General features: G+C 72.2%; 28 protein-coding genes and 1 pseudogene. 13 read left to right on the plus strand and 16 right to left on the minus strand.

Features of this window, described 5'->3' with window-relative positions; genetic code table 11:
• The 3 genes and pseudogenes from ACFZAX_RS25270 to ACFZAX_RS25280 all read right to left on the minus strand — a co-directional run.
• Positions 1-94, minus strand: a pseudogene (locus ACFZAX_RS25270) (electron transfer flavoprotein subunit beta); the annotation flags it as partial.
• 475 nt (positions 95-569) lie between these two features.
• On the minus strand, positions 570-1,076 hold the full coding sequence (locus tag ACFZAX_RS25275) for a flavin reductase (protein ID WP_390964411.1): 507 nt from the start codon (positions 1,074-1,076) through the stop codon (positions 570-572).
• A gap of 196 nt (positions 1,077-1,272) precedes the next feature.
• Positions 1,273-1,599, minus strand: a complete 327-nt coding sequence (locus ACFZAX_RS25280; RefSeq protein ID WP_390964412.1) for a thioredoxin domain-containing protein — start codon at positions 1,597-1,599, stop codon at positions 1,273-1,275.
• A gap of 217 nt (positions 1,600-1,816) precedes the next feature.
• Here ACFZAX_RS25280 and ACFZAX_RS25285 point away from each other — a divergent pair, with 217 nt between their 5' ends.
• Entirely contained in the window at positions 1,817-2,539 is a 723-nt protein-coding gene (locus tag ACFZAX_RS25285) for a 1-acyl-sn-glycerol-3-phosphate acyltransferase (protein WP_390964414.1), read from the plus strand.
• 61 nt (positions 2,540-2,600) lie between these two features.
• Here the strand turns inward: ACFZAX_RS25285 and ACFZAX_RS25290 are convergent, their stop codons facing one another.
• The 4 genes from ACFZAX_RS25290 to ACFZAX_RS25305 form a co-directional block, all read right to left on the minus strand.
• Positions 2,601-3,200: a transglutaminase domain-containing protein gene (locus tag ACFZAX_RS25290; protein ID WP_390964416.1), complete on the minus strand. Its 600-nt coding sequence runs from the start codon at positions 3,198-3,200 to the stop codon at positions 2,601-2,603.
• Positions 3,201-3,289: 89 nt separating this feature from the next.
• Entirely contained in the window at positions 3,290-4,369 is a 1,080-nt protein-coding gene (locus ACFZAX_RS25295; RefSeq protein ID WP_390964417.1) for a beta-eliminating lyase-related protein, read from the minus strand.
• Complete coding sequence (locus ACFZAX_RS25300; RefSeq protein WP_390964650.1) at positions 4,348-5,109, minus strand: SDR family NAD(P)-dependent oxidoreductase; 762 nt, start codon at positions 5,107-5,109, stop codon at positions 4,348-4,350. The genes ACFZAX_RS25295 and ACFZAX_RS25300 overlap by 22 nt, the downstream gene beginning before the upstream one ends.
• 26 nt (positions 5,110-5,135) lie before the next feature.
• Positions 5,136-6,533 (minus strand): DUF6421 family protein, encoded by a 1,398-nt coding sequence (locus ACFZAX_RS25305; RefSeq protein ID WP_390964419.1) that lies wholly within the window; start codon positions 6,531-6,533, stop codon positions 5,136-5,138.
• Positions 6,534-6,811: 278 nt separating this feature from the next.
• On the opposite strand from ACFZAX_RS25305, the gene ACFZAX_RS25310 reads away from it, so the two are divergent.
• The gene (locus ACFZAX_RS25310) at positions 6,812-7,447 is read left to right on the plus strand and encodes a glycerophosphodiester phosphodiesterase family protein (RefSeq protein WP_390964651.1); all 636 of its coding nucleotides are present in this window, start codon (positions 6,812-6,814) and stop codon (positions 7,445-7,447) included.
• Between the two features lie 86 nt (positions 7,448-7,533).
• Here ACFZAX_RS25310 and ACFZAX_RS25315 read toward each other — a convergent pair whose 3' ends face one another.
• Entirely contained in the window at positions 7,534-8,085 is a 552-nt protein-coding gene (locus tag ACFZAX_RS25315; RefSeq protein ID WP_390964420.1) for a GNAT family N-acetyltransferase, read from the minus strand.
• 247 nt (positions 8,086-8,332) lie between these two features.
• On the opposite strand from ACFZAX_RS25315, the gene ACFZAX_RS25320 reads away from it, so the two are divergent.
• From ACFZAX_RS25320 to ACFZAX_RS25345, 6 genes are all read left to right on the plus strand, one after another.
• Positions 8,333-8,920 (plus strand): DUF5134 domain-containing protein, encoded by a 588-nt coding sequence (locus ACFZAX_RS25320; RefSeq protein ID WP_390964422.1) that lies wholly within the window; start codon positions 8,333-8,335, stop codon positions 8,918-8,920.
• Between the two features lie 137 nt (positions 8,921-9,057).
• Positions 9,058-9,996: a M48 family metalloprotease gene (locus ACFZAX_RS25325; RefSeq protein ID WP_390964424.1), complete on the plus strand. Its 939-nt coding sequence runs from the start codon at positions 9,058-9,060 to the stop codon at positions 9,994-9,996.
• A 195-nt stretch (positions 9,997-10,191) separates the two neighbouring features.
• On the plus strand, positions 10,192-10,944 hold the full coding sequence (locus tag ACFZAX_RS25330) for a phosphatase PAP2 family protein (protein WP_390964425.1): 753 nt from the start codon (positions 10,192-10,194) through the stop codon (positions 10,942-10,944).
• A gap of 19 nt (positions 10,945-10,963) precedes the next feature.
• A complete protein-coding gene (locus tag ACFZAX_RS25335) occupies positions 10,964-11,677 on the plus strand; it encodes an HAD-IA family hydrolase (protein ID WP_390964427.1) in 714 nt (237 codons plus the stop codon).
• A gap of 73 nt (positions 11,678-11,750) precedes the next feature.
• On the plus strand, positions 11,751-11,936 hold the full coding sequence (locus tag ACFZAX_RS25340) for a hypothetical protein (RefSeq protein ID WP_390964429.1): 186 nt from the start codon (positions 11,751-11,753) through the stop codon (positions 11,934-11,936).
• Between the two features lie 55 nt (positions 11,937-11,991).
• Entirely contained in the window at positions 11,992-12,507 is a 516-nt protein-coding gene (locus ACFZAX_RS25345; RefSeq protein ID WP_390964430.1) for a GNAT family N-acetyltransferase, read from the plus strand.
• A 210-nt stretch (positions 12,508-12,717) separates the two neighbouring features.
• Here ACFZAX_RS25345 and ACFZAX_RS25350 read toward each other — a convergent pair whose 3' ends face one another.
• Entirely contained in the window at positions 12,718-14,211 is a 1,494-nt protein-coding gene (locus ACFZAX_RS25350) for an LVIVD repeat-containing protein (RefSeq protein WP_390964431.1), read from the minus strand.
• 177 nt (positions 14,212-14,388) lie between these two features.
• Between ACFZAX_RS25350 and ACFZAX_RS25355 the strand changes: the two genes are divergently transcribed.
• A complete protein-coding gene (locus tag ACFZAX_RS25355; RefSeq protein WP_390964432.1) occupies positions 14,389-15,051 on the plus strand; it encodes a DUF305 domain-containing protein in 663 nt (220 codons plus the stop codon).
• A 55-nt stretch (positions 15,052-15,106) separates the two neighbouring features.
• Here ACFZAX_RS25355 and ACFZAX_RS25360 read toward each other — a convergent pair whose 3' ends face one another.
• The 4 genes from ACFZAX_RS25360 to ACFZAX_RS25375 form a co-directional block, all read right to left on the minus strand.
• The gene (locus ACFZAX_RS25360; RefSeq protein ID WP_390964652.1) at positions 15,107-15,457 is read right to left on the minus strand and encodes an ArsR/SmtB family transcription factor; all 351 of its coding nucleotides are present in this window, start codon (positions 15,455-15,457) and stop codon (positions 15,107-15,109) included.
• Between the two features lie 118 nt (positions 15,458-15,575).
• Positions 15,576-16,406, minus strand: coding sequence for a methyltransferase domain-containing protein (locus ACFZAX_RS25365; RefSeq protein WP_390964434.1), 831 nt, complete (start codon positions 16,404-16,406; stop codon positions 15,576-15,578).
• 95 nt (positions 16,407-16,501) lie between these two features.
• On the minus strand, positions 16,502-17,599 hold the full coding sequence (locus tag ACFZAX_RS25370; protein WP_390964436.1) for an NADH:flavin oxidoreductase/NADH oxidase: 1,098 nt from the start codon (positions 17,597-17,599) through the stop codon (positions 16,502-16,504).
• A gap of 218 nt (positions 17,600-17,817) precedes the next feature.
• Entirely contained in the window at positions 17,818-18,222 is a 405-nt protein-coding gene (locus ACFZAX_RS25375; RefSeq protein ID WP_390964438.1) for a hypothetical protein, read from the minus strand.
• Positions 18,223-18,458: 236 nt separating this feature from the next.
• On the opposite strand from ACFZAX_RS25375, the gene ACFZAX_RS25380 reads away from it, so the two are divergent.
• The 4 genes from ACFZAX_RS25380 to ACFZAX_RS25395 all read left to right on the plus strand — a co-directional run bounded on the left by ACFZAX_RS25380 (position 18,459) and on the right by ACFZAX_RS25395 (position 22,456).
• Positions 18,459-19,547 (plus strand): WD40/YVTN/BNR-like repeat-containing protein, encoded by a 1,089-nt coding sequence (locus ACFZAX_RS25380; protein WP_390964439.1) that lies wholly within the window; start codon positions 18,459-18,461, stop codon positions 19,545-19,547.
• A 95-nt stretch (positions 19,548-19,642) separates the two neighbouring features.
• Positions 19,643-20,320: a uracil-DNA glycosylase gene (locus tag ACFZAX_RS25385; RefSeq protein ID WP_390964440.1), complete on the plus strand. Its 678-nt coding sequence runs from the start codon at positions 19,643-19,645 to the stop codon at positions 20,318-20,320.
• Entirely contained in the window at positions 20,317-21,399 is a 1,083-nt protein-coding gene (locus ACFZAX_RS25390) for a BadF/BadG/BcrA/BcrD ATPase family protein (RefSeq protein ID WP_390964441.1), read from the plus strand. Before ACFZAX_RS25385 ends, ACFZAX_RS25390 begins: the two co-directional genes overlap by 4 nt.
• Before the next feature lie 133 nt (positions 21,400-21,532).
• On the plus strand, positions 21,533-22,456 hold the full coding sequence (locus ACFZAX_RS25395; protein ID WP_390964443.1) for a sirohydrochlorin chelatase: 924 nt from the start codon (positions 21,533-21,535) through the stop codon (positions 22,454-22,456).
• A gap of 56 nt (positions 22,457-22,512) precedes the next feature.
• On the opposite strand, the gene ACFZAX_RS25400 is transcribed toward ACFZAX_RS25395, so the two are convergent.
• The 3 genes from ACFZAX_RS25400 to ACFZAX_RS25410 form a co-directional block, all read right to left on the minus strand.
• The gene (locus ACFZAX_RS25400) at positions 22,513-23,568 is read right to left on the minus strand and encodes a beta-propeller fold lactonase family protein (protein WP_390964444.1); all 1,056 of its coding nucleotides are present in this window, start codon (positions 23,566-23,568) and stop codon (positions 22,513-22,515) included.
• Between the two features lie 180 nt (positions 23,569-23,748).
• The gene (locus ACFZAX_RS25405; RefSeq protein WP_390964445.1) at positions 23,749-25,242 is read right to left on the minus strand and encodes an FUSC family protein; all 1,494 of its coding nucleotides are present in this window, start codon (positions 25,240-25,242) and stop codon (positions 23,749-23,751) included.
• 264 nt (positions 25,243-25,506) lie between these two features.
• Positions 25,507-26,394, minus strand: coding sequence for a helix-turn-helix domain-containing protein (locus ACFZAX_RS25410; RefSeq protein WP_390964447.1), 888 nt, complete (start codon positions 26,392-26,394; stop codon positions 25,507-25,509).
• Positions 26,395-26,999 lie beyond the last annotated feature (605 nt).

The following is a 26,999-nucleotide window of genomic DNA, read 5'->3' on the forward strand; positions in this document are numbered from 1 at the left end:
CGTCCTCACGGTCCACCGTCAGATCATCGGCGAACCCCCGGTCACCGGTCGCGTCGGGCACGTACTTCACACAGACAACGATCCTCAAGCTCACGCCGGCTCTCCTACTGCATCGTGAATTCTGGGCTGCCTCGGTCGGTCGCAGCATAGGCGCCCCAGGAGGCGGTTTCCCGGTCAGGGCGACCGGCACACCGAGCGAAATATTACTCGTCAGTACACCCTTCACATGCCCGGTAAGCAAGCGCTTGGAACTGTGATGTGGCCAACGCGGCGGGCCCGGAGAAAGGCAGCCGCGGGCGGGGCCGGCCGGAGAATCGCGGCTGCCGCGGGCCGGAGCAGGCCGGCTCCAGGGGGCGCGGCGTCACAGTGCCGTCGTCCGGGCGGAAGCCGGGCCGGGCGGGCGTCCGGTGCGCGCGCCCGCACGGCGGAGGATCGTCCTCGTACGGGATGCACGAGGACGATCCGACAACACCGTAGGCGTGTCAGCCGGGCGTCGCCCGGCAGAAGGCACTTCGCAGACGCGCCCCCGGGGTCCCGGGGTCGGGAACGCCCCGCGACGGCATCCCTGGTCAGTCCCGCAGCGCGGTGAAGCGGCCCTCGTGGTAGACGAGCGGACGGCCCCCGCCCTCGGGGTCTCCGACCTCGGCCTGGGCGATGACGATGCAGTGGTCGCCCGCGGGAACCCGGGCCACCACGCGGCAGACCAGCCACGCCAGCACCCCGCCGAGCAGCGGTACGCCCTCGGGCCCGCGGTGCCAGTCGGTGTCCGGGCCGAAGCGGTCCGCCCCGGAGCGGGCGAATGTGGCGGCCAGTTCGGCCTGGTCCTCGGCGAGTATGTGCACGCCTATGTGCGCGGCCTCGGCGACGACGGGCCAGCTGGAGGACGTGGTGGACACGCCGAAGGAGATCAGCGGCGGCTCGGCGGCGACGGAGTTGAGTGAGGTGGCGGTGAATCCGACGGGCTTCCCACCGGAGGCGGTGATCACGGCGACCCCGGCGGCGTGCTGCCGGAAGACGGAGCGCAGCAGCTGGGGGGAGGCGGGCACGGCGGTGCGGAGCTCGGGCGAAACCGTCATGGAATTGGCCTTCTGCGAGTCGGGTGTACGGGGCCGTAGGTGCTCAGGCACCCGGACAGCGCGCACTCGCGTTGCGTGCCAGGTCGACGTGGACCCGGCCGTAGAGAAGGATTTCCGGTGGCATAACGTCAGGCTGACGATGTGCGACCGCTACCGTCAAGTGTGTATCGCCATGTGGGAGCGGTGTCACGGCCCGTCACATCGCCTGTCCGAGTGCGGCGACGACGTCGACGGTGCGTGGTTGCCCGGCCGCGCGGCGGACGACCGTGCCCACGGCGTCGAGGACGAGAACGGTCGGCGTGCTGCGGATGCCGAGCCGGCGGACGAGCGCGAGACGGGCCTCGGCGTCGATCTCGACGTGGGCGACGCCTTCGACCATGCCCGCGACCTCGGCGAGCGTGCGGCGCGTGGCGCGGCAGGGCTGGCAGAAGGCGGTGGAGAACTGCACCAGTGTCGCCCGTTCGCCGAGCTCCGCGCCGAGTTGGGACGCGTCCAGCCTTTGTGCTCCCGTGGTCCTGTCCACCGTCGTCCTTCCGTCGGAGTTCCTCGCAGGAGGTCAGCGCCGGGGGACGGCGGCGCATTCCCGGCAGGGGCACGTGATGAGAATCTCGCCGCCCGGCCCCACCGGGACTGGCCACCGCGTCGCGCATGGGGCACCATCGCCACAATGCCGAAAACCTACGGCCGCGTAACTTCCGCCGGGAGAACCCCCCAGGCGCAGAAGAAGGAGTCTTCTCCAGATGGCAGAACTCGTCTATCGACCGGTCATCGGCGCCGCTCGCACCATGTTCAAGGCGCTGGACCTGAAGATCGACACTCAGGGTTCGGAGAACATCCCGAGAACCGGTGGCGCGGTGCTGGTCAGCAACCACATCAGTTATCTCGACTTCATCTTCTCCGGCCTCGCCGCCCTTCCGCAGAAGCGCCTCGTCCGGTTCATGGCCAAGGAGTCGGTGTTCCGGCACAAGGTGTCCGGTCCGCTGATGCGCGGGATGAAGCACATCCCGGTCGACCGGAAGCAGGGTGAGGACGCCTACGCGCACGCGCTGGCCTCGCTGCGGTCCGGCGAGATCGTCGGGGTGTTCCCCGAGGCGACCATCTCCTCGTCCTTCACCCTGAAGAGCTTCAAGTCGGGCGCCGCACGGCTGGCCCAGGAAGCGGGAGTTCCTCTGATCCCGATGGCGCTGTGGGGCACCCAGCGGATCTGGACCAAGGGACACCCGCGCAACTTCCGTCGGAACCACATCCCGGTGACCATAAGGGTCGGCGCCCCGGTCGAGGCCCCGGTGGACCAGTACGCGGGGGCCATCACCCGGCGGCTGCGGGAGCGTGTCCAGGAGCTCCTGGAAGCGGCGCAGCGCGCCTATCCCGTACGGCCGAAGGACGCGGGCGACAGCTGGTGGGTGCCCGCGCATCTGGGCGGTACGGCTCCGACGGCGGCGGAGGTCCGCGAGCGCGGCTGATCCGTGCGACCGGCCCGCGCGGGCCCACGCGCGCGGGCCCGGACGTACCGCGTCCGGTGGCTCAGAGTGTGTCGGGCAGCGTCTCCCACAGCTCGTGGCGGTCGCGCGCCCGGCGGAGCACCTCCAGCACCGCGGGGTGGGGGCTCGCGTACAGGACCGGGTAGTCCACTCCCCCGAAGGCCGGGCGCACCGGCCAGGCCAGCCGCTCGCGGTCGAGGGAGAACCGTGCGTCGACGCCGGGCTTGTTGCCGCGCGGGTCGATCCGGGACCAGTGGTCCCGGCCCGGGAGCCGCAGGGCGACGAGCCCGTGCACCGCGGGGACGCCGCCCTCCTCGTCCACGAGCCTCTGGTAGCAGAGCGCGGCGGGAATGCCCGCGACCCGCAGCAGAGCGGCCAGGGCGTGGGATTTGGCGTAGCAGATGCCGTTCCGGGTGGCCAGGACGTCGGAGGCGCGCCAGGCGACCCGGGAGTCCCCCGAGTCCGCGGAATGCGGGATGGTGTCCCGGACGAAGATGAACGCGGCCTCGGCGTATGCGTATGCGTCGCTGGTCTCGGCTCCGAGGCGCTGCGCGGTCTCCCGCACGTACGGATGGCGGTGGTCGATCGCCTCGTCCACCGCGAGATAGGCGTCGAGGTCCGGGTACTCCTGGATCAGTTCCATGCGCGCCGACCATAGAAGCGCGGCCGACCGAAAGCAAATACTTTTCCGGTCGGCCGCATTTTCATGCATGCGAGCCTACGTCGCGGACCTCAGCTCTTCAGTTCTTCGGCGAGCGCCCCGAGGAAGGCGTCCACGTCGCTTTCGCGCGTGTCGAAGGCGCACATCCAACGGACGTCCCCCGCTGCCTCGTCCCAGAAGTAGAAGCGGAAGCGCTTCTGGAGCCGCTCGGCCACGTCGTGCGGCAGCCGGGCGAAGACGCCGTTGGACTGCACGGGGTAGAGAATCTCCACTCCGTCCAGGGCGCGGACGCCCTCGGCGAGGCGCTGGGCCATCGCGTTGGCGTGCCGGGCGTTGCGCAGCCAGAGGTCACCCGCGAACAGGGCTTCCAGCTGCACGGAGACGAAGCGCATCTTGGAGGCGAGCTGCATCGACGTCTTGCGCAGGTGCTTCATCGCGCGGACCGCGTCGGGGTCGAGCACCACGACGGCCTCGCCGAAGACCGCGCCGTTCTTGGTGCCGCCCAGGGAGACCACGTCGACGCCCGCGTCGGTGGTGAAGGCGCGCATCGGCAGGTCGAGGGAGGCCGCCGCGTTGGCGATCCTGGAACCGTCGAGGTGGACCCTCATCCCGAGTCCGTGGACGTGGTCGCAGATCTCGCGGATCTCCTCGGGGGTGTACAGGGTGCCGAGCTCGGTGCTCTGGGTGATCGAGACCACCTGGGGCATCGCGCGGTGCTCGTCGTCGAAGCCGTACGCCTGGCGGTCGATGAGCGCGGGCGTCAGCTTGCCGTCCGGGGCCGGAACGGTGAGCAGCTTCAGCCCTCCCACGCGTTCCGGGGCCCCGCCCTCGTCCATGTTGATGTGCGCGGACTCCGCGCAGATCACCGCGCCCCAGCGGTCCGCCAGGGCCTGGAGGGACACGACGTTGGCGCCGGTTCCGTTGAAGACCGGGTAGGCCTCGGCGGCCTCGCCGAAGTGGCCGCGTACGACGTCCTGGAGGTGGTCGGTGTACGCGTCCCCGCCGTAGGCGGCCTGGTGGCCGTCGTTGGCGAGGGCGAGGGCGGCCAGGATCTCCGGGTGGGTGCCCGCGTAGTTGTCACTGGCGAAGCCGCGTATCTCCGGGTCGTGATGACGACGCGCGTCGGTCGTTACGGTTGCGGGGTCAGCCACAGGCGCTTTCCGTTCACATCGGGGGCGGGACGCTCCCAGACGCCGGCGATGGCCTCGGCCAGTTCCGTCACGTCGGTGAATCCCGCGAATTTCGCAGTCGGGCGCTCGGCGCGCATGGCGTCGTGCACCAGTGCCTTCACGATCAGGATCGCAGCCGCCGTCCTGGGCCCCTCCTCGCCCCCCGCCTTGCGGAAGGCGTCGGCGAGGGCGAGGGTCCACGCCTCGGCGGCGGCCTTCGCCGCCGCGTACGCCGCGTTTCCCGCAGTGGGCCGGGTCGCACCGGAGGCGCTGATCAGGACGTAACGGCCCCGGTCGCTGCGCTGCAGGCCCGCCTGGAAGGCGAGGGAGGTGGACTGCACGGTGCGGACGAGCAGCTTCTCCAGCGCGTCCCAGTCGGAGAGATTGGTGTCGGCGAAGTTCGCGCTGCCCCGCCAGCCGCCGACGAGGTGGACCAGGCCGTCGATCCGGCCGAACTCCGTCTCCGTCTTGTCCGCCCACTCGCGGGCGGCGTCCGGGTCGAGCAGGTCGACGGTCTCCCCGGTGACGGCGGCCCCGCCGTGCGCGTACCGCGCGGCGTCCACCGCCTCGGCGAGCCGCTCCGGGTGGGCGTCGGCCCCGACCACGGTCGCACCGGCCTCGGCGAGGCGGAGCAGCGTGGCGCGGCCCGCCGGACCGGCCGCGCCGGCCACCGCGATCACCGCGCCTTCGAGCGGGCCGGTTCCGCTACGGACACCGTTCATGGCCACCGCCTCCTTGGGACCCTCGTTCACGCGGCCACCTGCCCGGCGCTCGCCGCGGTGATCCCCACCGTGGACGCGATCACGTGCTTCAGTTTTTTGGAGAGCGCCTCATAGAACATGCTCAGGGGAAACTCGTCCGCAAGCACGTCGTCCACGAGTTTACGCGGCGGCAGTGTCAGGTCCAGGGCATCGGGACCCTTGGCCCAGCGCGAGCCCGGGTGCGGGGCGAGATACTCCGCGACCAGGTCGTACGCGGCGAACCAGTGGACGAGCTTGGGGCGGTCGATACCGTCGCGGTAGAGCTTCTCGATCTCACCGCAGAGCTGATTGGTGATCTGCGGGGCACGGTCCCAGTCGATCTTCAGGGTGTTGTCCGTCCAGCGGACCACGTCGTGCTTGTGGAGGTAGGCGAAGAGCAGCTGTCCGCCGAGGCCGTCGTAGTTGCGCACCCGCTCACCGGTGACGGGGAAGCGGAACATGCGGTCGAAGAGCACGGCGTACTGGACGTCGCGGCCCTGCGGGAAGCCGTCGGCCTCCAGCTTCACCGCCTCCTTGAAGGCGGTGAGGTCGCAGCGCAGCTCCTCCAGTCCGTACATCCAGAACGGCTGGCGCTGCTTGATCATGAAGGGGTCGAACGGCAGGTCGCCGTGGCTGTGGGTGCGGTCGTGGACCATGTCCCAGAGTACGAAGGCCTGCTCGCAGCGCCGCTGGTCGCCGACCATCTCCTGGATGTCCGCCGGGAGCTCCAGGCCGAGCAGGTCGACCGCGGCCTTGGTGACCCTGCGGAAGCGCGCGGCCTCGCGGTCGCAGAAGATGCCGCCCCAGCTGAAGCGCTCGGGGGCCTCGCGCACGGCGATGGTCTCCGGGAAGAGCACCGCGGAGTTGGTGTCGTACCCGGAGGTGAAGTCCTCGAAGGTGATGCCGCAGAACAGGGGGTTGTCGTAGCGGGTCGCCTCCAGGTCGGCGAGCCACTCGGGCCAGACCATGCGGAGCACGACCGCTTCGAGGTTGCGGTCGGGGTTGCCGTTCTGCGTGTACATCGCGAAGACGACGAGGTGCTGGAGGCCGTCCGCCCGGTTCCTGGCCGGCTGGAAGGCGAGCAGGGAGTCAAGGAAGTCCGGCACCCCGAAGCCGCCCTCGGCCCAGCGGCGCAGATCGCCGACGAGGGCGCGGTGATAGGCGGCGTCGTGCGGCAGCAGCGGGGAGAGCTCCTCCAGCGCGCCGACGACCCGGTCGAGAGTGACGCCCACGACGGCGGCCGTGGGGGCGCCCTCGGACTCGAAGTCGATCGAGCCGTCCTTGGACTGCCAGGGCCTGATCTCCTCCACGGCATTCCTGAGCACGGGCCACGCCGGGTGGTCGACCACCCGCTCGGCCGCGACCACGCCGCTGCCGGGGGCGTCGTGTACCAGAATTTCCGTCATAACCGTTTCCTCCACAGGGCCTCGCGTTCGGCGAGCGTATCCGGGCACGGTTCCCCGGGACAAGTGACATCCAATAAATTATCCTGCTCGACCCCATGGTCACCGATGATTTTCCTGCTACTGCTCACAACCACGTTACTTCCGTCACTCGTGTCGTGCCGCCTCGAAGGCTGGGTAGGTACGCCCCCGGCAGCCGGAACGGGGCGAGGAACGTGCCGGGCCACGCGAGGAATCAGGAGAGTGCCTTGCCCTTCGTCACCATCGGTCATCGCGGGCTCATGGGCGTCGAGCCGGAGAACACCCTGCGGTCCTTCGTCCGGGCGGAGCGGGCGGGGGTGGACGCCGTCGAACTGGACCTGCACCTGAGCAAGGACGGCGCTCTCGTGGTGATGCACGACGCGGAAGTGGACCGCACGACCGACGGCACGGGCCGGATCGCGGACAGGACGCTGGCGGAGCTGCGCGAGCTGGACGCCGGACAGGGCGAGCGGATCCCCCTTTTCGAGGAGGTGCTCGACGCGGTGGGTTCGCCGGTCCAGGCGGAGATCAAGGATGTCGCGGCGGCCCGGGCGCTGGCCGAGGTGATCACCCGGCGGGGCCTGGCGGGCCGGGTGGAGGTGTCGTCCTTCCACGACGAGGCGGTCGCGGAGATCGCCGAGCTTCTGCCGGGTGTGCCGACCGTGCTGATCGCGAGCCGCTGGGGCCCGGACGTGGTGGACCGCGCGCGGGCGGCGGGGGCGGACACGCTCGCGCTCAACATCCGGCGGCTGACGCTGGAGACCGTGGAGCAGGCGCGCGCGGCCGGGCTTCGCGTCATCGCATGGGTGGTGAACACTCCCGGACAGCTCGCTCTCGTGCGGGCGTTCGGGCTCGACGGCGCGACGACCGACCGCCCGGAGATCATCGGGGCCTGAGCGTGGCCGGGCGAGCGGAGAAACGTGAAGGTCCCCGCCGCGCGGCGTGGACCTTCACCCGTGCGGGAGCGGAATCGGGACAGCCCTCAGCGGAGCACCTTGACCAGCAGCTCGAACTCCAGGTCGTCGCGGAGCGGGACGCCGAAGCGCTCGTCGCCGTACGGGAAGGGGCTCATCCGGCCCGTACGGCTGTACCCGCGGCGCTCGTAGAAGGCGATCAGCTCGGCGCGCACGGAGATCACCGTCATGTGCATCTCGGTGGCGCCCCACTCCTCGCGGGCCACCCGCTCCGCCTCGGCGATGACGGTCTTGCCCAGTCCGGCGCCCTGATGGCCCGGCCGGACCGAGAACATGCCGAAGTAGGCCGCCTCGCCCCGGTGTTCGAGCTGGCAGCACGCGACGATCGCGTCGTCCTGCTCGGCCACGATCAGGCGTCCGCCGGAGGCCGCGATGATCCCGCGCACCTCTTCGTCGTTGGTCCGACGGCCTTCGAGGATGTGCGACTCGGTGGTCCAGCCCGTGCGGCTGGACTCTCCCCGGTAGGCGGACTCGACCAGCTCCACGAGCGCCGGCACGTCGTCCTCGGCCGCGTCGCGGAAGGTGAGCCGGTGCGTGACGCGCGGCGGGGCGATCTCCATGGAACGGTCTCCGTTTCTCCGCCCGGCGCGACAGGGGCCCTCGGGCCCCCGCCGGGCGGTGCTCTGCTTCGTCGCCGGACCTCTGCTCCGGCGCCGCGCACGAGGGTAACCCGGCCGCCCGAGCCCACCACGAACCCGGTCACTCCCCCTTGTGCACCCCACGCGCCACTGTGCGCCGGGTTGTCGCGGCAGCACGCCGGGAATCGAGTACGGGACAGCTTTGGCACACCGGAGGGGGAGGTGCGCTGTGCACGGACCGGCGCTGTCCGGCTGGCTGCTCATGGTGCTGTGCGCGGCGACGGGCGCCTACTGCCTGCTGCGGGCGCGCGCCGGAACCGGGGAGGAGCGGCGAGTCGCTCACGCCGAGGCACTCATGGGGTTCGGCATGGCCGCGATGGCCGTTCCGGCCGCTCTGCTCACACCCCCCGGGTGGGCGTGGGCGGCGTACGCCGTGCTGTTCGGCGGGGCCGCCGTACGGTCGGCCTGGTCGGCACGCCGGGGCGGGCACCATCTCCACCATCTGGTCGGCTCCCTGGCGATGGTCTACATGGCCGTGACCATGGCCCCTTCCACGGCGCCCGGACCCGGCGGCGGCCCTCACGCCGGACACGCCGGGATGGGCACAGGGGCGGGTCTGCCCCTGCTCACCGGGGCGCTCCTCGTCTACTACGCGCTCTACGTGCTGGGCGCCGCCGGGCGTCTGATACCCGTCGCCGCAGGTGCGGGTGCGGGTACGGCCCCGGTGACCGGGAGCCGGCGCGCACGGCCCGAACTGGCGCTCGCCTGCCGGGTGACGATGGGCCTGGCCATGCTCGCGATGCTGGCGGGCCTCTGACGCGACGGCCGGGCGAGGCGCTCCTGCGTCGTGCCCAAGTCCGCGTCGTGCGCTCCCATGCGTCCGCGCGCCGTGGCGTACGTCACTTGACGGCCGGAGCCGTATCGGCGCCTTCCGCGCGCTCATAGGCTGACCGCATGTTGGTCTCCCTCGCCCTGCTGTCGCTCGGCGCACTGACCGCCGTGGTGGCTCCCCGCCTGATGGCGCGGGCCCGGTGGCCGGAGCGCGAGCCCGTGGTGGCGCTGTGGGTCTGGCAGTGCGTGGTCGCCGGAGTACTGGTCTCCTTCGCCCTGTCGATGACGTTCAGCGCGGCCGCGGCGTGGCAGGCGGTCCGGGGCCACGTCTTCGCACCGGCCCCGCACGCGGTGGTCGAGGCATACGCGCTGGCCGGGTACGACCCCTGGTCGGCGGTGGTGGCCGTGGTGCTGGCCTCGGCAGGTGTGTGGAGCGGGGCGATGCTGCTGCGCGAGGTGCGCCGCGCGCGCACCCGCCGGCGTCTGCGCCGCACCGAACTCCTGGTCCGCTCCCCGCTGCTGGACGGCGAGAAGCCGGGCGACGAGCGGCTGGTCATCCTGGAGGGCCGACACCCGGACGCCTGGTGGCTGCCCGGACCGACGCCCCGGCTCGTCGTCACCACCGCGGCACTGGGACGCCTGAAGGGCCGTCAGCTGGACGCGGTCCTCGCCCATGAGCAGGGGCACGCCCGGGCCCGGCACGACTGGCTGCTGCACTGCTCGGCGGCGTTGGCGAACGGTTTCCCTCAGGTACCGGTCTTCGCCGCGTTCCGCGACGAGATGCATCGGTTGGTCGAACTGGCCGCCGACGACATGGCCTCCCGGCGCTTCGGCCGGCTGACGACCGCCCTCGCGTTGGTCGGACTCAACGAGGACCGGGGCGTGTTCGATCCGTGCCGCGCCCACGACGGACAGGTGCCGCGGCGCGTCAACAGGCTGCTGGAGCCGGTGGAACGACTCACCGCCGGGCACCGGCTCCGGCTCACCGCCGCGGCCTCGCTGGTCCCGGTCGTGCCCCTGCTGGTGGCGTTCGTACCGGCACTCGGCACGCTGCGACCGTAGGCCGTACCCGACCGGCGCCGGCCGTTCCCGGCTGTTCCCGGCTGTTCCCGGCTGTTCCCGTCGGGCGGTCGGCGTCCGGTGATCCGACGCGAAGGGTCGGACGGCCTGGGGACACGGGTCGGTCCTGGCCGGAATCAACCGTCCGTGCGGGGCCGCATCCGCCGGAATGCGGGCAGTCGCGGCGAAAATTGCCGTATGTCCTCTCCTGCCTCTCCCCCGGCGCGGCCCTCCGGACCGGCGACGGTCACGCGCGCCGTGCGGACCGGGGCGGTCTGCGGTGTGCTCGCCCTCGTCCTGCTGGTGATGGTGGCCACGGCCTGGACGCCGCTGACGGCGCTGGACCACGCCGTCGCCGACGGTCTCCACCGCCGTGCGGTCGCCCGGCCCGGGGAGGTACGGGTCGCCCGGGTGCTGACGGACTGGGTGTGGGATCCGTGGACCGCACGCGCCCTGATCGCGGTCGCCGTCGTGGCGCTGTGGTGGCGCGGGGCCCGGCTGCTCGCCGGCTGGGTCGCAGCGACCATGCTCTTCTCCGCCCTCCTCCAGCAGGGCGTCAAGGCGGCCGTGGGCCGGGACCGCCCGCACTGGCAGGATCCGGTTGATTCCGCGCAGTACGCGGCGTTCCCCTCGGGCCACGCGATGTCGGCGACGGTGGCGGGCGGCCTGCTGCTGTGGCTGTTGTGGCGGGCGCGGCCCGCTCCCCCGGTCCGGGAGGCGGCGGTCCCGGTGGCCTGCGCCTCCCTGGCATGCGTCGTTCTGGCGGGTGTCTCGGTCGCGGGTGTCTCCTTCACCCGGGTCTATCTGGGGGTGCACTGGCTCTCGGACGTGGTGGCCGGGGTGTTGCTCGGGGTGAGCGTGGTGGCGTTCTCGGTGGCGGGCCACACGGTGGTCCGCGCCCGGTCGGGCGGCGGCCGGAACGGGGCGGGGAATTTGTCACCCCGGTCCTGAGGGCGGCAGGATCGGCCCCATGACGATCAAGGGCGTGCTCTTCGACTTCTCCGGGACCCTCTTCCGCATCGAGTCGGTCTCCTCCTGGCTCCGCGCGGTCTTCGACGGGCAGGGCACGAAGACCGATGAGGAGAGCTTCGCCCGGTACGTGCACGAGCTGACGGAGGCCGGAGCCCTGCCGGGTGGGCCGAGCCCCGTGCGCGTACCGGCCGCGCTGGCCGAGGCGTACGCGGCGCGCGACGTGAGCGCCGAGCTGCACCGCGCCGCGTACTCGGGGCTTGCGCGCGAGGTCGAGCTGCCCGGGGAGGGGACGCACGACGCCCTCTACACGCGCCACATGTCGCCGGACGCCTGGCTCCCCTACCCGGACGCGGCCGAGGTGCTGCGTGGTCTGCGGGCGAACGGCACGGCGGTCGGAGTGGTCAGCAATATCGGGTGGGACCTGCGCCCGGTTTTCCGGGCCCATGGGCTGGACGAGTTCGTGGACACGTACGTCCTCTCGTTCGAGCACGGAGTGCAGAAGCCGGATGTGCGGCTCTTCCGTACCGCGTGCGAGCGCCTCTCCCTGCGTCCCCAGGACGTGGTGATGGTCGGTGACGACCGTCACGCGGACGGCGGCGCCGCCGCACTGGGGTGCGGGGTGCGCTTCGTGGACCACCTGCCGGTGACCGAGCGGCCGGACGGGCTGCGGCGCCTGGGGCTGGTGACACCGGCGGGCAACGGGGCGGTGTGAGGTGCGCCGGGTGTGAGATGTCCCGCCCGTCCGGCGGCCGGATCGCCGCTTTCGGCGCCGTAGCCTGGTGGACATGTCCCGTCCTACCACTCCGTCCCGTTCCGTCCGTCCTGCCGCAGTGATCAACCAGGAGATCCGCGATCTGCTGCAGCGCTCGGACGGCCTCGTGCTGTCCGCGTCGGACGAGGCGACGTACCAGGGGCTGCTGGTCGAATGGGCCGCCGCGACGGGAACGAGCGCCCGGCGGTCGGCGGCCTGAACCGCCGGGCGGGCCCGGGCGCATCCGTCGTCGGGCCTGCTGCGATGATCCCGGGATGAACGACCGGCCTGCTCTCCGCATCCTGCACCTTCCCGGCGCCGAGCTGTCTCCCGCGCACGGCCTCACCGATCTCCTCACCGCCTACCATCTGCGCACGGAGGAGGAGAAGGGCCTGGGGGTGACGCGCCCGGAGGACCTTCCCGAGCGGTATCTCTCCGAGATCCGGTCACCGGCCACCGCGTTCGCCGGTGACCTCGTCCTGCTGTCCCTCGCCGGCGACACCGCCGTGGGGTGCGCGATCCTGACCGCCCCCGACGGAGACGGGCGCTCGGAGATCAAGCGGCTGTGGGTCGGCCCCGCCTTCCGCGGCGGCGGCGTGGCGTCCGGTCTGCTCCGGGAGGCGCTCGCGGCGGCCGGGAGGAACGGCGCCCGCACGGTGCGTCTCTCCGTCTGGAACTGGCGGGCCGGCGCGATCGCGCTGTACGTCCGCCTCGGCTTCACCGCCGTCGAGTCCTGGGAGGACCGGCGTGAGCTCGTCTGCATGGAGCATCGCCTGGGCTCCGGAAGCTGATCCGATTCCGGCGGTCCCCCGCGCCGCCGGAAATCGGCGGTTCCAGCATCTCCCCGCCCCTACTCACCGGTCAACGCATTACTCCGTCGTCCGCCCCGTGTCGGATGCCGGGGACGGGTGACGGGTGAAGCCACACGGTCCGCCGGACCGAGACCGGGCGGACCGTGTGGCGACTTCCCCCTTCTGCCACGCCGTTGATGTGGCGGTGAGTCAGCGGGCGAAGTAGTCGGGCTGCGTCTGGACGTTCAGCTCGTCGAGCCGGACCCGCTTCGCGGGGTCGGTCCTGCGGTCGTGCAGGGCGAGGACGTCCAGGCCCTTCGCGATGTCGTTCGAGTAGATGTAGCCGTTGTAGTAGTACGCCGACCAGGAGCCGGCCGTGGTGACGGCGTCGAGGTTGACGGGGCCGCGCTCGAAGTACGCGATCTCCCTGGGCTTGCTGGAGTCGGTGAAGTCCCAGACGGAGATGCCGCCCTGGTACCAGGCCTGGACCATCAGGTCCCGGCCCTTGGCCGGGATGATCGCACCGTTGTGGGCGACGCAGACCTCGACGTCGGCCTGATAGCGGTCGATCTTGAAGTAGTTGCGGAAGACCAGCTTGCGGTGATCGCCCTTGCCGACGATGTCGTAGATGCCGTCGGCGCCCCGGTTCGGTCCGGTCTCCTCGTTGCAGGTGGCCGCGCCGCCGCCGCCGAGCTCGTCGGTGAAGACGACCTTGTCGGCGTCCTGGCTGAAGGTGGCCGAGTGCCAGAACGCGAAGTTCACGTTGTCCTGCACCCGGTCGATGATCTTCGGGTTGGCCGGGTCCTTGATGGAGAAGAGCAGGCCGTCACCCATGCAGGCGCCCGCCGCGAGGTCCTGGGAAGGCAGCACGGTGATGTCGTGGCAGCCGGTGGTCTTGGCGACACCCGGGTTCTCCGGAGCCCCAGGGTTGCCGCCGTCCGGGAAGAGCACCGGGAAGTTCACGATCCGGGCCTGCTCGGGCGCCCTGCGCGGCACCTTGATGACGGAGATACCGTCGTGCGGCGGCTGGCAGTCCGGGAACGTCGCGTTGGGCGAGTACGAGGACACGTACACGTACACGTCGTTGCGCTTCGGCACGATCGTGTGGGTGTGCGAGCCGCAGGCCGTCTCGACGGAGGCGACGTACTCAGGGTGGCGCTTGTCGCTGATGTCGAAGACCTTGATGCCCTCCCACGACGACTTCTCGGTGGCGGGCTGGGTGGTGCTGGCACAGGAGTTGTCGCTGCGCGAGGAGTCGGTGGAGAGGAAGAGCAGGTCACCGGAGACCGAGATGTCGTTCTGCGAGCCGGGGCAGAGCACCTGGGCGACGGTCTTCGGCTTCTTCGGATTGGCGATGTCGAAGATGCGGAAACCGTCGAAGTTGCCGGCGAAGGCGTACTTTCCCTGGAAGGCCAGGTCCGTGTTGATGCCCTGCAGCGCGTCCTTCGGCACGTTGACGAGGTGCTCGATGTTGTCGCTGTGGACGATCTCGTCGACGCCGGGTATGTCGCCCCTCGCGATGGCCGCCTCCGCCCGGGCGCGGGTGTCCGACGACACCGTCGCGACCGCACTCGTGGTGGTGTTCGCGGGTCCGGGCGACGCGACGGCGCTGGTGGCTGTCAACAGCGTCGCGAGGAGCCCGACCGCGGCGGCTGCCGCGCCCAGTCGTCTCCGTCGCACGCTGGTGGTGTGCAACAAGGTCACTTCTTCCTCCCTTGATGCCGTTCGGGGTCGAACGGTTCTCGGTCCTCGGAAGTATGGCTTCTTCCATGTACACATCAACAGAAGGCAACAGAGACGTAATGAAAGTTTTTGATCAACGTGGCGCGGAAGCATGCTAGTTGTTGGTCACCAACACTCCCTTTGGCAACGGAGGCCGCCGTGCTGTTCGACCGACAGACGTCCCGCCCGCGTGCGGCGGCCCTTGCCGTGGCCACGGTCGCCGCCGTGTCCGTACTCGTCCTCTCCTCGTGCGACGCGGACGAGGAGACGTCGTCCCGGAAGACCACGGGCCAGAGCGTCGTCGCCCCCGGGAAGCCTGGCGAGAAGGCCAGAACCCTGACGGCGGACGAGGCGCGGAAGGAGGCGGTCACCGACACCCCGAACTCCGCCGACTTCCAGTACGTGCAGAGGATGATCCACCATCACCAACAGGCTCTCGTGATGACGGATCTGGCCGCGCAGCACGCCACCTCGCCCTCGGTGCGCCGGCTCGCGGAGCGCATCGCGGCCGGGCAGAAGCCGGAGATCGAGGCCATGCGAGGCTGGCTGAAGGACAACGACGGCGAACAGCGTGCGGCACACGATCACGCCGCGATGCCCGGCATGGCGACCGAGGCGCAGCTGACGCGGCTGAAGGCCGCACGGGGCAACGGCTTCGACCAGCTCTTCCTCACCCTGATGATCACCCATCACCAGGGGGCCATCACGATGGCCACAGCGGCGCTCACCGACGGCAACAACGTCCGGGTGGAGGAGATGGCCACCGACGTCGCCGCACAGCAGGCCGCGGAGATCGACCGGATGCGGGCGCTGCAGACCTGATCCGCCACCGGAACCGGGTTCGCGCGCCCGTCGTTCAGGCCGGATGCTTCACCGGTCAGGCTCCCGGAAGTCGTGCCGCTTCCTCGTCGGCCGCCCGCAGGACGCTGTCGAGCAGGCCGGGGAAGAGCTTCTCCAGGTCCGCGCCGCGCAGTTCGCTCAGCTTCGCGGTGCCCCGGTAGATCTGGCGGATGACCCCGCTCTCCCGCAACACGCGGAAGTGGTGCGTCAGAGTGGACTTGGCGACCGGGAGTTCGAAGTACGAGCAGACCAGCCCGGTCGAGGCGACAGCCATCTGCCGGACGATGCGGAGCCGTATCGGATCGGACAGCGCGTGCAGTACGTGCTCCAGCCGGATCTCGTCCAGCGCGGGATGGGCGAGCACGCGGGCACCGCCGGCCGCCGCCAGGCGTCCCCGGGTGAGGGACGCGGCCGGAACGGTGTCGCTGGCGGGGGTCACGGTGGGCTCCACTTCGTCCGAAGGTCTCCATGGTACGAAAGCCGCGTGGGCGGCCACGCGGTACGGGTCATCGCGCGGTGGCCACGACGAGCCGGGCCCGCGGACTGCCGTCCGGACGCGTCCCCAGGTCCGGGAGGGAGCTCAGACGCACCGAGAATCCGGTGGCCGCGAGGTCGTCGAGCACGTCGGGCAGCCGGAACGTGCGGTAGTACATGATGAAGCGCGGGTGCCACAGGGCGTTGCGCACGCGCATCGCCGCGTCGAAACCGAGGAGCGTCCAGTACCCGCGCGAGCCGACGGCGGGCGGCGCGCCCACCGGGAAGACGAACCGTCCGCCGGGCCGGAGCGAGGCGCGCACCTGGGCGAAGAGCGCGGGGCGTTCGTGCGGCAGGAAGTGGCCGAACGCGCCGAGGCTCAGGGCGAGGTCGAAGGCCGGCGCGAAGGGCAGAGCCCTGGCGTCGGCCCGCACCCAGTCGACCACGGGCCCGGGCGGGGCGGCCTTGGGCTCCTCACCTCCGGCCCGGGCCCTTGTCGCTCCGGCCGGGGGCTTTGTCGCTCCGGCCGGGGCCTTTGTCGCCCCGCCCGGGCCCGCCGCCGCGTCCGGCAGCGAGGACCGGCCGACGGCGAGCATGCCCGCGCTGAAGTCGACGCCGGTGACCCGCTCGTGGCACACCTGGCGCAGTACACCGATACCCGCGCCGGTGCCGCAGCAGACGTCCAGCCCGCGGGCGAACGGCCCGAGCGGCCGGAGTGCCCCGGTCACGGCGTCGAGGACGCGGTCCGGGGTGCGGTAGGGCGAGTGGTCGAATTTCGGTGCGATCAGGTCGTAGCCGCGCTCGGTCGAGGAGAGCGCCTGGACGGCGAGTTCGCGGAAGGTGGGGCCCTGTGTGGTAGGCATCGCTGCCAGCCTACCGAGGAGCCCGCCGCTCCCCCGGCCCGCGCACCTCCCGAGGAGTCGCGGGCCGGGGGATCCGCTTACGGGCCGGACCGGAGTCAGACCGAGCGGCCGTACTGGTTCGGGACGCGGACGTCGCCGCCCATTTCGCGCGCCGCGCTGCGGGCGAAGTAGGGGTCGCGCAGCAGTTCCCGGCCGATGAGGACGGCGTCGGCCCGGCCGTCGACGAGGATCTTCTCGGCCTGCACCGGCTCGGTGATGAGACCGACCGCGGCGACAGGCAGCCCCGTCTCCGTCCGGACGCGCTCGGCGAAGGGAACCTGATAGTCGGGGCCCACGGGGATCTCCGCGCGGGGCGCGTTGCCACCGGTGGAGACGTCGAGCAGGTCGACGCCGTGCGCCTTGAGGTCGTGTGCGAAGCGGACGGTGTCGTCGCCGGTCCAGCCCTCGCGCGGGTCGTCCGCGTTCTCGGTGAGCCAGTCCGTCGCGGAGATGCGGAAGAAGAGCGGCAGTTCCTCGGGCCACACCTCCCGTACGGCGTCGACGACTTCGAGCGCGAAGCGGGTGCGGTTCTCGAAGGAGCCACCGTAGGCGTCGGTGCGGTGGTTGCTGTGCGGAGAGAGGAACTCCCCGATCAGGTAGCCGTGGGCACCGTGGATCTCGACGACCTGGAAGCCGGCGGCGAGTGCGCGCCGAGCGGCGTCGGCGAACTGGCCTACCACTTCCTTGATCTGATCGACCGTCAATTCGGCCGGGACGGGGCTTCCTTCATCGAACGCCAGCGGACTGGGTCCGAGCGGCTGCCAGCCGCCGTCCGTCTCGGACAGCGCGCCACCACCGAGCCAGGGCGCCTCGGTCGACGATTTGCGACCCGCGTGACCGAGCTGAATGCCGGACACCGTCCCCTGTGCGGCCAGGAAGGAAGTGATCTTCCGGAACGCCTCCACCTGGCGGTCGTTCCAGATGCCGAGGTCGGCGGGGCTGATGCGGCCCTCGGGACTGACCCCGGTCGCCTCCACCAGGATGAGGCCGGTGCCACCGACCGCACGGGAGGCGTAGTGCGCGAAGTGCCAGTCGTTGGGCACTCCGGCGTCCGGGCCGGTCGGCGCCGCGCTGTACTGGCACATCGGCGGCATCCAGACGCGGTTGGGCACGGTCACCGACCGCAGGACGTAGGGCTCGAAAAGGGCGCTCACGCCGGACTCCGTTTCGCAGGAACGACCGCGCCGTCGGGCGTAGGGCGCCGACGACGTTAGTACGAGATCCACCGTACTACGACGATCGGCGAACTAAGGAGATCGTCTTACGGCGTTCATACAGCCGTGCGCACAGGGACGTGTGCAGCCGAGCGCGCAGAGGGATGTTTCGGCGCCCCGCCCTCCGCCCTCGGCCCCGAGCCTCCGGCCCTCCGCCGTCAGCCCTCCGCCCGGAGCCGTCGCCGCAGGGTGATCGGCGTCGCGGCGTCGTAGACCTGCGTCCAGCTCCGGCCGCCCCCGGACGTCCAGGTGACATGGACGCTCCCCCCGTCGACCCTGGCGCCCTCCACGGTCATCACCCGCGGGCCGTCGCGCACGTCGCCCCGGAGCAGCTCGTCCGCCCGTACGATGACGGGCCCGGACGGACTGGAACGCTCCACCAGGTCGGCTGCGGCCAGGAGCGCCGCCGCCAGTTCCCGGGCCGCCGCAGCGGTGCACCCGAGATCCAGGCGCCGGTCGGGGGCCACGATCCTGAGCCCGACCCGGAGCGGATCTCCCGGCGTGCCGGGTTCCACCTCCCAGGCCGCCGTGCGCCCCTCGGCGTCCTCGAACCCGCTGCTCATCCTGGTGCTCCGCTCCCGCTCCGGGGCCGCGCGATCTGGATACCGGGCCCGCCCCGGCATTCCAGCACATCCGCCGCATCCGCCCCATCAGTACGTCCGGGCCGGCGTGCGCCGCCGCCCGGCGCCCCGCACCCCACCGCCCCGGGGCCTCACCGGCCCGGCGGCCACCCAACCCCCCGCGTACAGGTGCAAACTGGCCTGCATCCGGCAATTACGGCGTTTCGGGAGGTTCGGCCATGACCGACGTTCTGCTCACGGTGGGCACGCGCAAGGGACTCTTCATCGGGCGCAGACACCACGGCACGTGGGAGTTCGGCGCCCCCCATTTCAACGCGCAGGCCATCTATTCGATCGCCATCGACACCCGCGGCCCGGCACCGCGGCTGCTGGTGGGCGGGGACAGCTCGCACTGGGGGCCGTCCGTCTTCCACTCGGACGACCTCGGCGCGACCTGGGTGGAGCCCACCCGGCCCGCGGTGAAGTTCCCGGAGTTCACCGGAGCGTCCCTGGAGCGCGTCTGGCAGCTGCAGCCAGCCGGTCCCGAGGCGCCGGACGTCGTCTACGCGGGGACCGAGCCCGCCGCCCTGTTCCGCTCGGAGGACCGGGGCGAGTCCTTCGAACTGGTCCGGGCACTCTGGGAGCACCCGACGCGTTCGCGCTGGGTTCCGGGCGGCGGGGGCGAGGGGTTGCACACCATCCTCACCGACCGGCGCGACCCCCGGGCCGTCACGGTCGCCGTCTCCACGGCGGGCGTGTTCCGGACCGGCGACGGGGGCGAGAGCTGGGAGCCCGCGAACAGGGGGGTGTCCGCGGCCCATCTGCCCGACCCGCAACCGGAGTTCGGCCAGTGCGTGCACAAGGTCACCCGCGACGCGGCCGATCCCGACCGTCTTTATCTGCAGAACCACTGGGGCGTGTTCCGCAGCGACGACGGGGGCGACCGGTGGACGGACATCGGGGCGGACCTGCCGTCCGACTTCGGCTTCGCGGCGGTGGCGCATCCCCGCCGGGGCGGGACCGCCTACATCTTCCCGATCAACGCCGACATCGACCGGGTGCCCGCGCAGCACCGCTGCCGCGTGTTCCGTACCGGCGACGCGGGGGCGAGCTGGGAGCCGCTGTCGCGGGGGCTGCCGGAGGGCGACCACTACGGAACGGTGTTGCGCGACGCGCTCTGCACGGACGGCGCAGACCCCGCGGGAATCTACTTCGGCAACCGCAACGGCGAGGTGTTCGCCAGCGCGGACGACGGCGACAGCTGGACGCAACTCGCCGCGCATCTGCCGGACGTGCTCTGCGTCCGGGCCACGACCCTGGTGCCGTGACGCCGCGGCGCGTACCGGCCGCCGACACCACCGGGCAGCACGCGTACCGACCGGGCAGTTGATCGTTCCGGTCGTACGCCCAGTAGAGTGCGCCCGTGGCAGCACGACCGTTGAAAGAGATCATCGAACCCGGCTGGGCCGAAGCCCTCGAACCGGTGGCCGGGCGCATCGCGGCCATGGGCGACTTCCTCCGTACGGAGATAGCCGCGGGTCGCACGTACCTCCCGTCCGGCGCGAACGTCCTGCGGGCGTTCCAGCAACCCTTCGCCGACGTACGGGTCCTGATCGTGGGTCAGGACCCGTATCCGACGCCGGGTCACGCGATCGGGTTGAGTTTCGCGGTGGCGCCGGACGTGCGTCCGGTGCCGGGAAGCCTCGACAACATCTTCCGCGAGATGCACAGCGACCTCGGACTGCCCCGGCCGTCCAACGGCGACCTGACGCCCTGGACCCGCCAGGGGGTGCTTCTCCTCAACAGGGCTCTGACCACGGCGCCGCGCCGTCCGGGCGCCCACCGCGGCAAGGGCTGGGAAGAAGTCACCGAGCAGGCGATCCGGGCGCTCGCCGCGCGCGGCACCCCGTTGGTCTCCGTGCTCTGGGGCGCGGACGCCCGCAGGCTGCGACCGCAGTTGAGCGCCTATCCGGCCATCGAGTCCGCGCACCCCTCTCCGATGTCGGCGGACCGCGGCTTCTTCGGCTCGCGCCCCTTCAGCCGGGTCAACGAGTTCCTGGAGCGCCAGGGGGCGCAGCCGGTGGACTGGCAGCTGCCGTGACGCCGGGCGCCGAGGCGTACGTGGTCGGGGTGGACTCCGGCGGGTCCGGGCTCCGGGTCGCGCTCGGTACGGCCGACGCGTCCGTTCCCGCTGCCACGACCGTCTGCCCCGAGCCCGTGCGTACCGGCCCCGGCGGCATCGACGCCGACCATCTGCTGGGCCGGCTCCTCCCGGCCGTCGACCGGTTGACGCGTGACGTCACCGGTGGGCGGGTGTCCGGCGGAGCCGTACGCGTCGCGGCGCTCGTGGTGGGGGCCGCCGGGATGGCGACCCTGGGCGACGATCTGCGCGCACGGCTCCCGCGGGCGCTGGCCGCTTCGCTCGGGGGCCCCCTGCTGGCTCTCGCCGCGGACGGGGTGACCGCGTACGCGGGTGCGCTCGGGCAGCGTCCGGGCGCCGTCGTCGCGGGCGGCACCGGAATGATCGCGCTCGGCACCGACCTCGGCGCGTGGCGGCGGGCGGACGGCTGGGGGCATCTGCTGGGCGACAGCGGGAGCGGCGCGTGGATCGGCCGGGAGGGCCTGGACGCCGCGCTGCGCGCGCACGACGGCCGGCGCGGCGGCTCTCCCGCCCTGCTGGCCCGGCTGCGTGCCGTGTTCGGCCCGGCGGCCGGTCTGCCCGGCCTGCTCTATCCCCGCGCCGACCGGCCCGCCCTGCTCGCGTCGTTCGCCCCCGAGGTCGCCGCGTGCGCCGAGGAGGACGCCGTCGCCGCGTCGATCCTGCGCCGTGCGGCCACGCACATCGCCGAGTCGGCCGCTGCCGTGTGTCCGCGGGTGGGGGACTTCGGAACCGGGCAGCGCCCCACGGAGTCCGGAACCAGGGACCGTACCACGGACTCGGGCGGGGAAGCCGCCGAAGTAGCTCTTACGGGTGGCCTGTTCCGGATGGGCGATCCGCTGCTCGGGCCGCTGCGCGAGGAGTTGGAGCAGCTGCTGCCGCACGCGTCCCTGGTGCCCGCCGCCGGAGACCCGCTCGCCGGTTCGCTGCTGATCGCACGGGCTCTGGCCAGGTCGGATCTTCGGCTGCCCCGCCACCCGACCCTGCTGCACGTCGTCGGCGACGGCCTCGGCGGCAGCTGAGACACAACCACGGAGACCAGACAGAGCGGGGCAGTTGACCGTTTTGTCGCTCATCGGACATAAACGGACAGATAACGCCCCGCTGGACCCTCCCTGAACGAGGGGGCAACCAAAACCAGTAGCATGCGGCGCCATGAGCACCCCCACTGGGCCCGCTTCCGGCCTGCCTGTACGAATGCCGCGACCTCGCCAGTCCGGACGGCACCGCCGCCCGGAGCCCGTGGTCGCACCCGAGGGCGCTGCCGCGCTCGTTCTCGCCGTTCCCGGCACCCCTTCCCCGGCCTCCCGGAGCGTGGCCGAGGAAGTCATCAGCATCGCCCGCTCCGAGCTGCCCGGCCTCAACGCGGTCATCGGCTACCTCGAAGGCGACGACGAGGAATTCCCGGCGCTCGCCTCCGTGCTCGCCCAGCAGGCCACCGAGCGCGTCGCGGCGTACGAGCAGGCCACCGCCGCGGGCCGCGCGGTCCCTGCGCCCGAGGGCCCTTCCGCCGTGGTGGTTCCGCTGCTCGCGGGACCCGACAGCGCCCTGATCCGCCGGATACGGCAGGCGGTCATGGAGAGCGGCACGCAGGTCGAGCTGACCGACGTGCTGGGGCCGCACCCGCTGCTGGCCGAGGCGCTGCACGTGCGGCTGTCGGAGGCCGGTCTGGCGCGTGCCGACCGTGCCCGGCTGTTCACCGTCGCCACCGCCGCCGACGGCATCGTGCTGGCCACGGTGGGCGGCGACGAGGCCGTGAAGGCCGCCGGGATCACCGGCATGCTGCTGGCCGCCCGGCTGGCCGTGCCCGTGATGGCCGCGGCGCTGGACGTGGAGGGCTCGGTGTCCTCGATCGCGGACCAGCTGAAGAACGCGGGTTCCGTCCAGCTCGCACTGGCCCCCTATCTGGTGGGTCCCGAGGTCGACACGGGCCTGCTGGACGCGGCGGCGAAGGAGGCGGGCTGCGCGACGGCCGAGCCGCTCGGCGCGTACCCGGCGATCGGCAAGCTCGTGCTGTCCCTGTACGCCTCGGCGCTCGGCATCTCTCCGGCGGTGCCCCAGGGCGTCCCGGCGCACTGATCGCGCGCGTCCGACAGCACCGCGCGGTGCTGTCGGACGCGGGCTCGGATCCGGGCTCAGACGAAGAGGACGCAGGAGGCGGCCGGTGCGTCGATCGAGCCCGCGTGGCTCGGCACCCCGGTCTCCTGGTCGACGGCGAACCAGCTGACGTCTCCGGAGCGCTCGTTGGCCGCGTACAGCCACTGCCCGGTGGGGTCGAGCGCCAGGTCGCGCGGCCAGTTGCCGCCGCAGGGGACGGACGCGACCAGCTGCGCCTTCTCGCCCGTCCCGTCCACGGTGAGCACGGAGATGCTGTCGTGCCCCCGGTTGGCGGTCCAGACGAACCGTCCGTCGAGCGAGACGACGACCTCGGACGGGTACGTGCGGTCCGGAGCCCCGACCGCCTCCTCGGGCAGCACCGGAACCTCGTGGAGCGGCTCCAGGACGCCGGAGGCCGCGTCCCAGCGGCAGACGGTGAGGGTCGGCTCCAGCTCGTTCAGTACGTAGGCGTGGCCGCCCGCCGGGTGGAAGGCGAGGTGACGGGGTCCGGTACCGGGGCGCAGCGCAGTCTCCCCGTGGGGGCGCAGTTCGCCGGTGACCGGGTCGACGGCGCCGACGTACACCGAGTCGGTGCCGAGGTCCACGCTGAGCAACCAGTCGCCGGACGGGTCGGGCAGCACCTGGTGGGCGTGCGGTTCCGTCTGCCGTTCGGGGTCGGGGCCGCTGCCCTCGTGCTGTTCGACGAAGACGGCGGCGCGCAGTGATCCGTCCTCCCGGAGCGGCAGCACGGTGACGCTGCCGGAACCGTAGTTCGCGGTGACCAGGTGGTTCTTCGCGAGGGTGAGGTGGGTCGGTCCGTCGCCGTTCACCGAGCGCAGGCAGCCGCCGATGAGCCGGGGCACCTCTCCGGTGATGTCGAGAGCGGCGGCTGCGCCCTCGGACGCCTCGCTGACGGCGTAGAGGATCGTGCCGTCGGCCGATGCCACGAGGAACGACGGGTCGGGGACGGTGTCGGTCGAGCCGACCACCGTGAGCGCGCCGGTCTCCCGGTCCACCTCCGCGACGGTGATGCCCTGTCCGCCCGCGGTGGTGAAAGACCCTATGAACGCCCGCCCGGCGCTGTTGCCGCTCATCGCGCTACCCCTCTTGCCCGTACCTGGTGTCTTGGGTGCGGGCCGTGCGGTCCGCCCGGCCGACGGTAGCAGGGACTCGGCGCCCGGCAGGGCCAGGCACGGGATGGTCCCGGTTGCGGGGCGGCGGTCCGGGGCGCTCGCGCGGTGCGCCCCGGACCGGAGGGGGTACGGCTCGGGTGGTCAGGCGCCGGTCGGTACCGGCCCGGTCCGCCGCAGCGGAACGGCGAGTTCGAGCAGGGTCTGCTCCAGCGCGTGGAGGTGGGCGAAGACCGGTTCGGTCTCCCGCGTCGCCGGCGCGACGGGGGCGGTGTGCCGGTGGCGGCGGTCCACGGCCGGCGGTTCGGTGAGCGCCTCGACGGCGGTCTCCACCCGTCCGCAGGCGGCGGCGAGCCGGGCGTCGTGCGAGGCCTCGGGGTCGGCGGCCACCGAGGCGAGCCCGCGCACCTCGCGGGCGCACCCGTCGAGCAGGGCGAGCACCTGGCGCGCCCGCTTCTTGCGCGCCTTCATGGGGCTCAGCGGGTGGACGAGCGGTGCCAGCGAGAGCCGCACCCGGCCGAGGATGGCCTCCAGCTCGGCCACCAGGGGCGCCGGGTCGGCGTCCGTGCCGCCCGCGAGGCGGGCGGCGGCCTCGGCGGTGCAGGCGTGCACGCAGCGCAGCGCCCGCTCGACCCACGCGTCGGTCACGGAGTGCGTGGTCACCGGGAGGACGAGCAGGACCGCGAGGACGGCACCGAGCGCACCGACGGCCGTCTCCCCCACCCGCAGGACGAGGAGTGCCGGGTCGAGCACGCCGAGGAGCCCGTACAGCATGCTCGCCATGACGGTCACGCCGAGCATCATCCAGGTGTACGAGACGGCCGCGGAGTAGAAGATCACGAAGACGCTCAGCGCGACGACCGACGCCGCCGCGACCGGCTGGTCGTGCAGCGGTACGGCGACGGCGAAGCCGATCCCGATGCCGAGGACCGTCCCCAGGACGCGCCTGAAGCTCCGCACCACGGTCTCCCCGCGGGAGGTGGTGGCCACGAACACCCACCAGGTGGCGCCGACGGCCCAGTACCAGCGCTGATCCGACAGCACCTGTCCGACCGCGAGGGCGAATCCGGCGCCGGCTGCCGCCTGCACGGCCTGTCGCGTGGTGATCCGCGCGAGTCCGGCTCCCCCGGCCGGGGCGGGCACGGCTGCCGGTACCGGCAGCCGTCGCTCGTAGCACCACACCCCGAACCGGACGGCCGCCGCGGCGGCCACCGAGAGCAGGACGGCTCCGTACAGCTCCGGGATCCGGGCCGGCACGGCGTGCAGGAACTGCGCCATGAAGCAGGTCATGAAGGCGAACACTCCGAGCGAGTGCCCGCGCGGACCCCACCTCCGCGCGTACACCCCGCCCCCCACGGCGGCGAGGAACACCAGGTCCCGGGCGACGGGCACGGTGTGCAGGACGCTCGCGAGCACCAGCACCGGCAGCCCGACGACGGGCAGCAGCGCCGTCGTCACGGCCTGCCCGCGCACGGTGGGGTCGCCCACGGTGAACAGGGCGAGCAGTGCGGACAGGCCCCCCGCGACCATGGCCACCAGTGAGTGTCCGGTGGCCCCGCAGAGTGCGACGGCCAGTCCGATACCGAGCACGGCCCTCCCCGCGAACCGCAGCCGCATCCGCCCGGGGTCCGGCGCCATGAACGCCCTCCTCAGCAAGTCGCCCGCCCTTCCGTCCGTCGCCCATCCGTATGAGCGCATGAGAAAGGCGCTGCGGATCCCCTCAGGGGGTTCCGCAGCGCCATCGCTCCGCACATCTCACCATCGACCCTGCCGACGGTTCAATCGGCGGCGAAAAAGGTGGTCCATTGGCCCAGAGTTTCGCCAGGTTGCTGGACCGGATCAGAGCCAACGGATCACCGCCGGGCGGACAGGTCTGCCAGTGCCGCCGCAGCGGGTGCGGCGTCAGCCGGAGGGCGGGGTCCTCGGTCCGGCGGATTCCTGGGTGGCGGTCCAGCAGGCGAGCAGGCGCAGGCCCTCCTCGGAGGGGGAGCCCGGTTCGGCCGTGTAGACGGTCATGGTGAGTCCGGGCTCGGCGGCCAGCTCGAGTACCTCGTAGGCGAGGGTGAGTCCGCCGACCACGGGGTGGCAGAACCTCTTGGTGCCGGTCCCGTGCCGACGCACGTCGTGGGCACCCCAACGGGTGCGGAAGTCCTCGCTGCGGGTGGACAGTTCACCGACGAGGTCGTGCAGGTCCTTGTCGTGCGGGTCGCGGCCTGCCTCGCGGCGCAGGATCGCCACGGCCATGTCGCCGAAGAGCTCCCAGTCCGGGTAGAAGGAACGCGAGGCCGGGTCGAGGAAGTTGAAGCGGGCCAGGTTTCCCCGGTTGTCCGGGTTGGCGAGAAGCTCTCCGTAAAAGGCACGGCCGAGCGGGTTGGCGGCGAGGATGTCCGCCCTGCCGTTGCACACGACCGCCGGCCCCGCCGTGATCGCGTCGAGGGTCCACTGCAGGCTCGGATGCGGACTCCACCGGCGGCCGGTCCGCCGTCGGGGACGCGTCAGCACGTCGGAGCCGTCGGCGGCCTGGGCGAGATGGAGCAGGTGGGCGCGCTCGGCGTCGTCCAGGTGCAGCGCGCGGGCGACGGATTCCAGTACGGCCGGGGAGGCGCCCGCGAGATTGCCCCGCTCCAGCTTCGCGTAGTACTCCACGCTCATGTCGGCCAGCGCGGCCACCTCGCTCCTGCGCAGTCCCGGCACCCGCCGCCGCGACCCGCCGGGCAGGCCGGCGCGCTCCGGGGTGATCTTCGCCCGCCGCGAGGTCAGGAACTCGCGGACCTCTTCACGGTTGTCCACACGACGACGATACGACCCGCTCCCCGGGAACGAGACCCGCGGCCGGTACCCCCGCCCCGGCGGGGGTACCTGTGACCTGCGCTTCTTCGAGGGCGCCCAGCGGCCTTCCGCCGGCAGGGGGCGGCCGGTCGAAGGCTCCGTACCGGGCGGGAGCGGCCGGACGAGACAGTGGGAGGTACCGGTCGGAGCGGGTTGGCCGGACGCATCGCGAGGCCCTCGGTGCCGGCCCAGCCGTTCACCCGTGCCGCGTCGTCGCAGGAGACGGAGTCGAGTCCGTCGGGGAGGGCGAAGCCGAGCGTGCCGCCCGGTTCGGGGCCCTCGCCGGCGACCGGGGTGGCCGTGGACCGCTCGGCCTGGTCGTACTCCGCCTCGCCGTCCTCGTGGGCGCCGACAACGCACAGCCCGGCGTTACGCCTTGCCGTCCCCCGCGACCCGCCCCAGGGCCACCGGCCGTCCGCAAGCTTTCCGGCCGGGGTGAACGTGATCAATCGGTCGCTCCACCCACAATCCGGCTCTGTTACGGGCTTCGCGCCGACGGGGCACTTTGGCGTGCCCCTGCCGCATTCGGTACGGGCGCCGACGGTCCGGTGGTCCGGGGCTCGCCC

Origin of the sequence: Streptomyces sp. NPDC008125 (genome assembly GCF_042957125.1) — a bacterium.
In the GTDB taxonomy this organism is placed as follows: domain Bacteria; phylum Actinomycetota; class Actinomycetes; order Streptomycetales; family Streptomycetaceae; genus Streptomyces.

Coding starts and splice junctions, on each gene's coding strand:
- ACFZAX_RS25275 (WP_390964411.1), bottom strand. CDS start 1,076: ATGACGGTTTCGCCCGAGCTCCGCACCGCCGTGCCCGCCTCCCCCCAG.
- ACFZAX_RS25285 (WP_390964414.1), top strand. CDS start 1,817: ATGGCAGAACTCGTCTATCGACCGGTCATCGGCGCCGCTCGCACCATG.
- ACFZAX_RS25290 (WP_390964416.1), bottom strand. CDS start 3,200: ATGGAACTGATCCAGGAGTACCCGGACCTCGACGCCTATCTCGCGGTG.
- ACFZAX_RS25300 (WP_390964650.1), bottom strand. CDS start 5,109: ATGAACGGTGTCCGTAGCGGAACCGGCCCGCTCGAAGGCGCGGTGATC.
- ACFZAX_RS25305 (WP_390964419.1), bottom strand. CDS start 6,533: ATGACGGAAATTCTGGTACACGACGCCCCCGGCAGCGGCGTGGTCGCG.
- ACFZAX_RS25310 (WP_390964651.1), top strand. CDS start 6,812: ATGGGCGTCGAGCCGGAGAACACCCTGCGGTCCTTCGTCCGGGCGGAG.
- ACFZAX_RS25315 (WP_390964420.1), bottom strand. CDS start 8,085: ATGGAGATCGCCCCGCCGCGCGTCACGCACCGGCTCACCTTCCGCGAC.
- ACFZAX_RS25325 (WP_390964424.1), top strand. CDS start 9,058: ATGTTGGTCTCCCTCGCCCTGCTGTCGCTCGGCGCACTGACCGCCGTG.
- ACFZAX_RS25330 (WP_390964425.1), top strand. CDS start 10,192: ATGTCCTCTCCTGCCTCTCCCCCGGCGCGGCCCTCCGGACCGGCGACG.
- ACFZAX_RS25335 (WP_390964427.1), top strand. CDS start 10,964: ATGACGATCAAGGGCGTGCTCTTCGACTTCTCCGGGACCCTCTTCCGC.
- ACFZAX_RS25340 (WP_390964429.1), top strand. CDS start 11,751: ATGTCCCGTCCTACCACTCCGTCCCGTTCCGTCCGTCCTGCCGCAGTG.
- ACFZAX_RS25345 (WP_390964430.1), top strand. CDS start 11,992: ATGAACGACCGGCCTGCTCTCCGCATCCTGCACCTTCCCGGCGCCGAG.
- ACFZAX_RS25365 (WP_390964434.1), bottom strand. CDS start 16,406: ATGCCTACCACACAGGGCCCCACCTTCCGCGAACTCGCCGTCCAGGCG.
- ACFZAX_RS25375 (WP_390964438.1), bottom strand. CDS start 18,222: ATGAGCAGCGGGTTCGAGGACGCCGAGGGGCGCACGGCGGCCTGGGAG.
- ACFZAX_RS25380 (WP_390964439.1), top strand. CDS start 18,459: ATGACCGACGTTCTGCTCACGGTGGGCACGCGCAAGGGACTCTTCATC.
- ACFZAX_RS25395 (WP_390964443.1), top strand. CDS start 21,533: ATGAGCACCCCCACTGGGCCCGCTTCCGGCCTGCCTGTACGAATGCCG.
- ACFZAX_RS25400 (WP_390964444.1), bottom strand. CDS start 23,568: ATGAGCGGCAACAGCGCCGGGCGGGCGTTCATAGGGTCTTTCACCACC.
- ACFZAX_RS25405 (WP_390964445.1), bottom strand. CDS start 25,242: ATGGCGCCGGACCCCGGGCGGATGCGGCTGCGGTTCGCGGGGAGGGCC.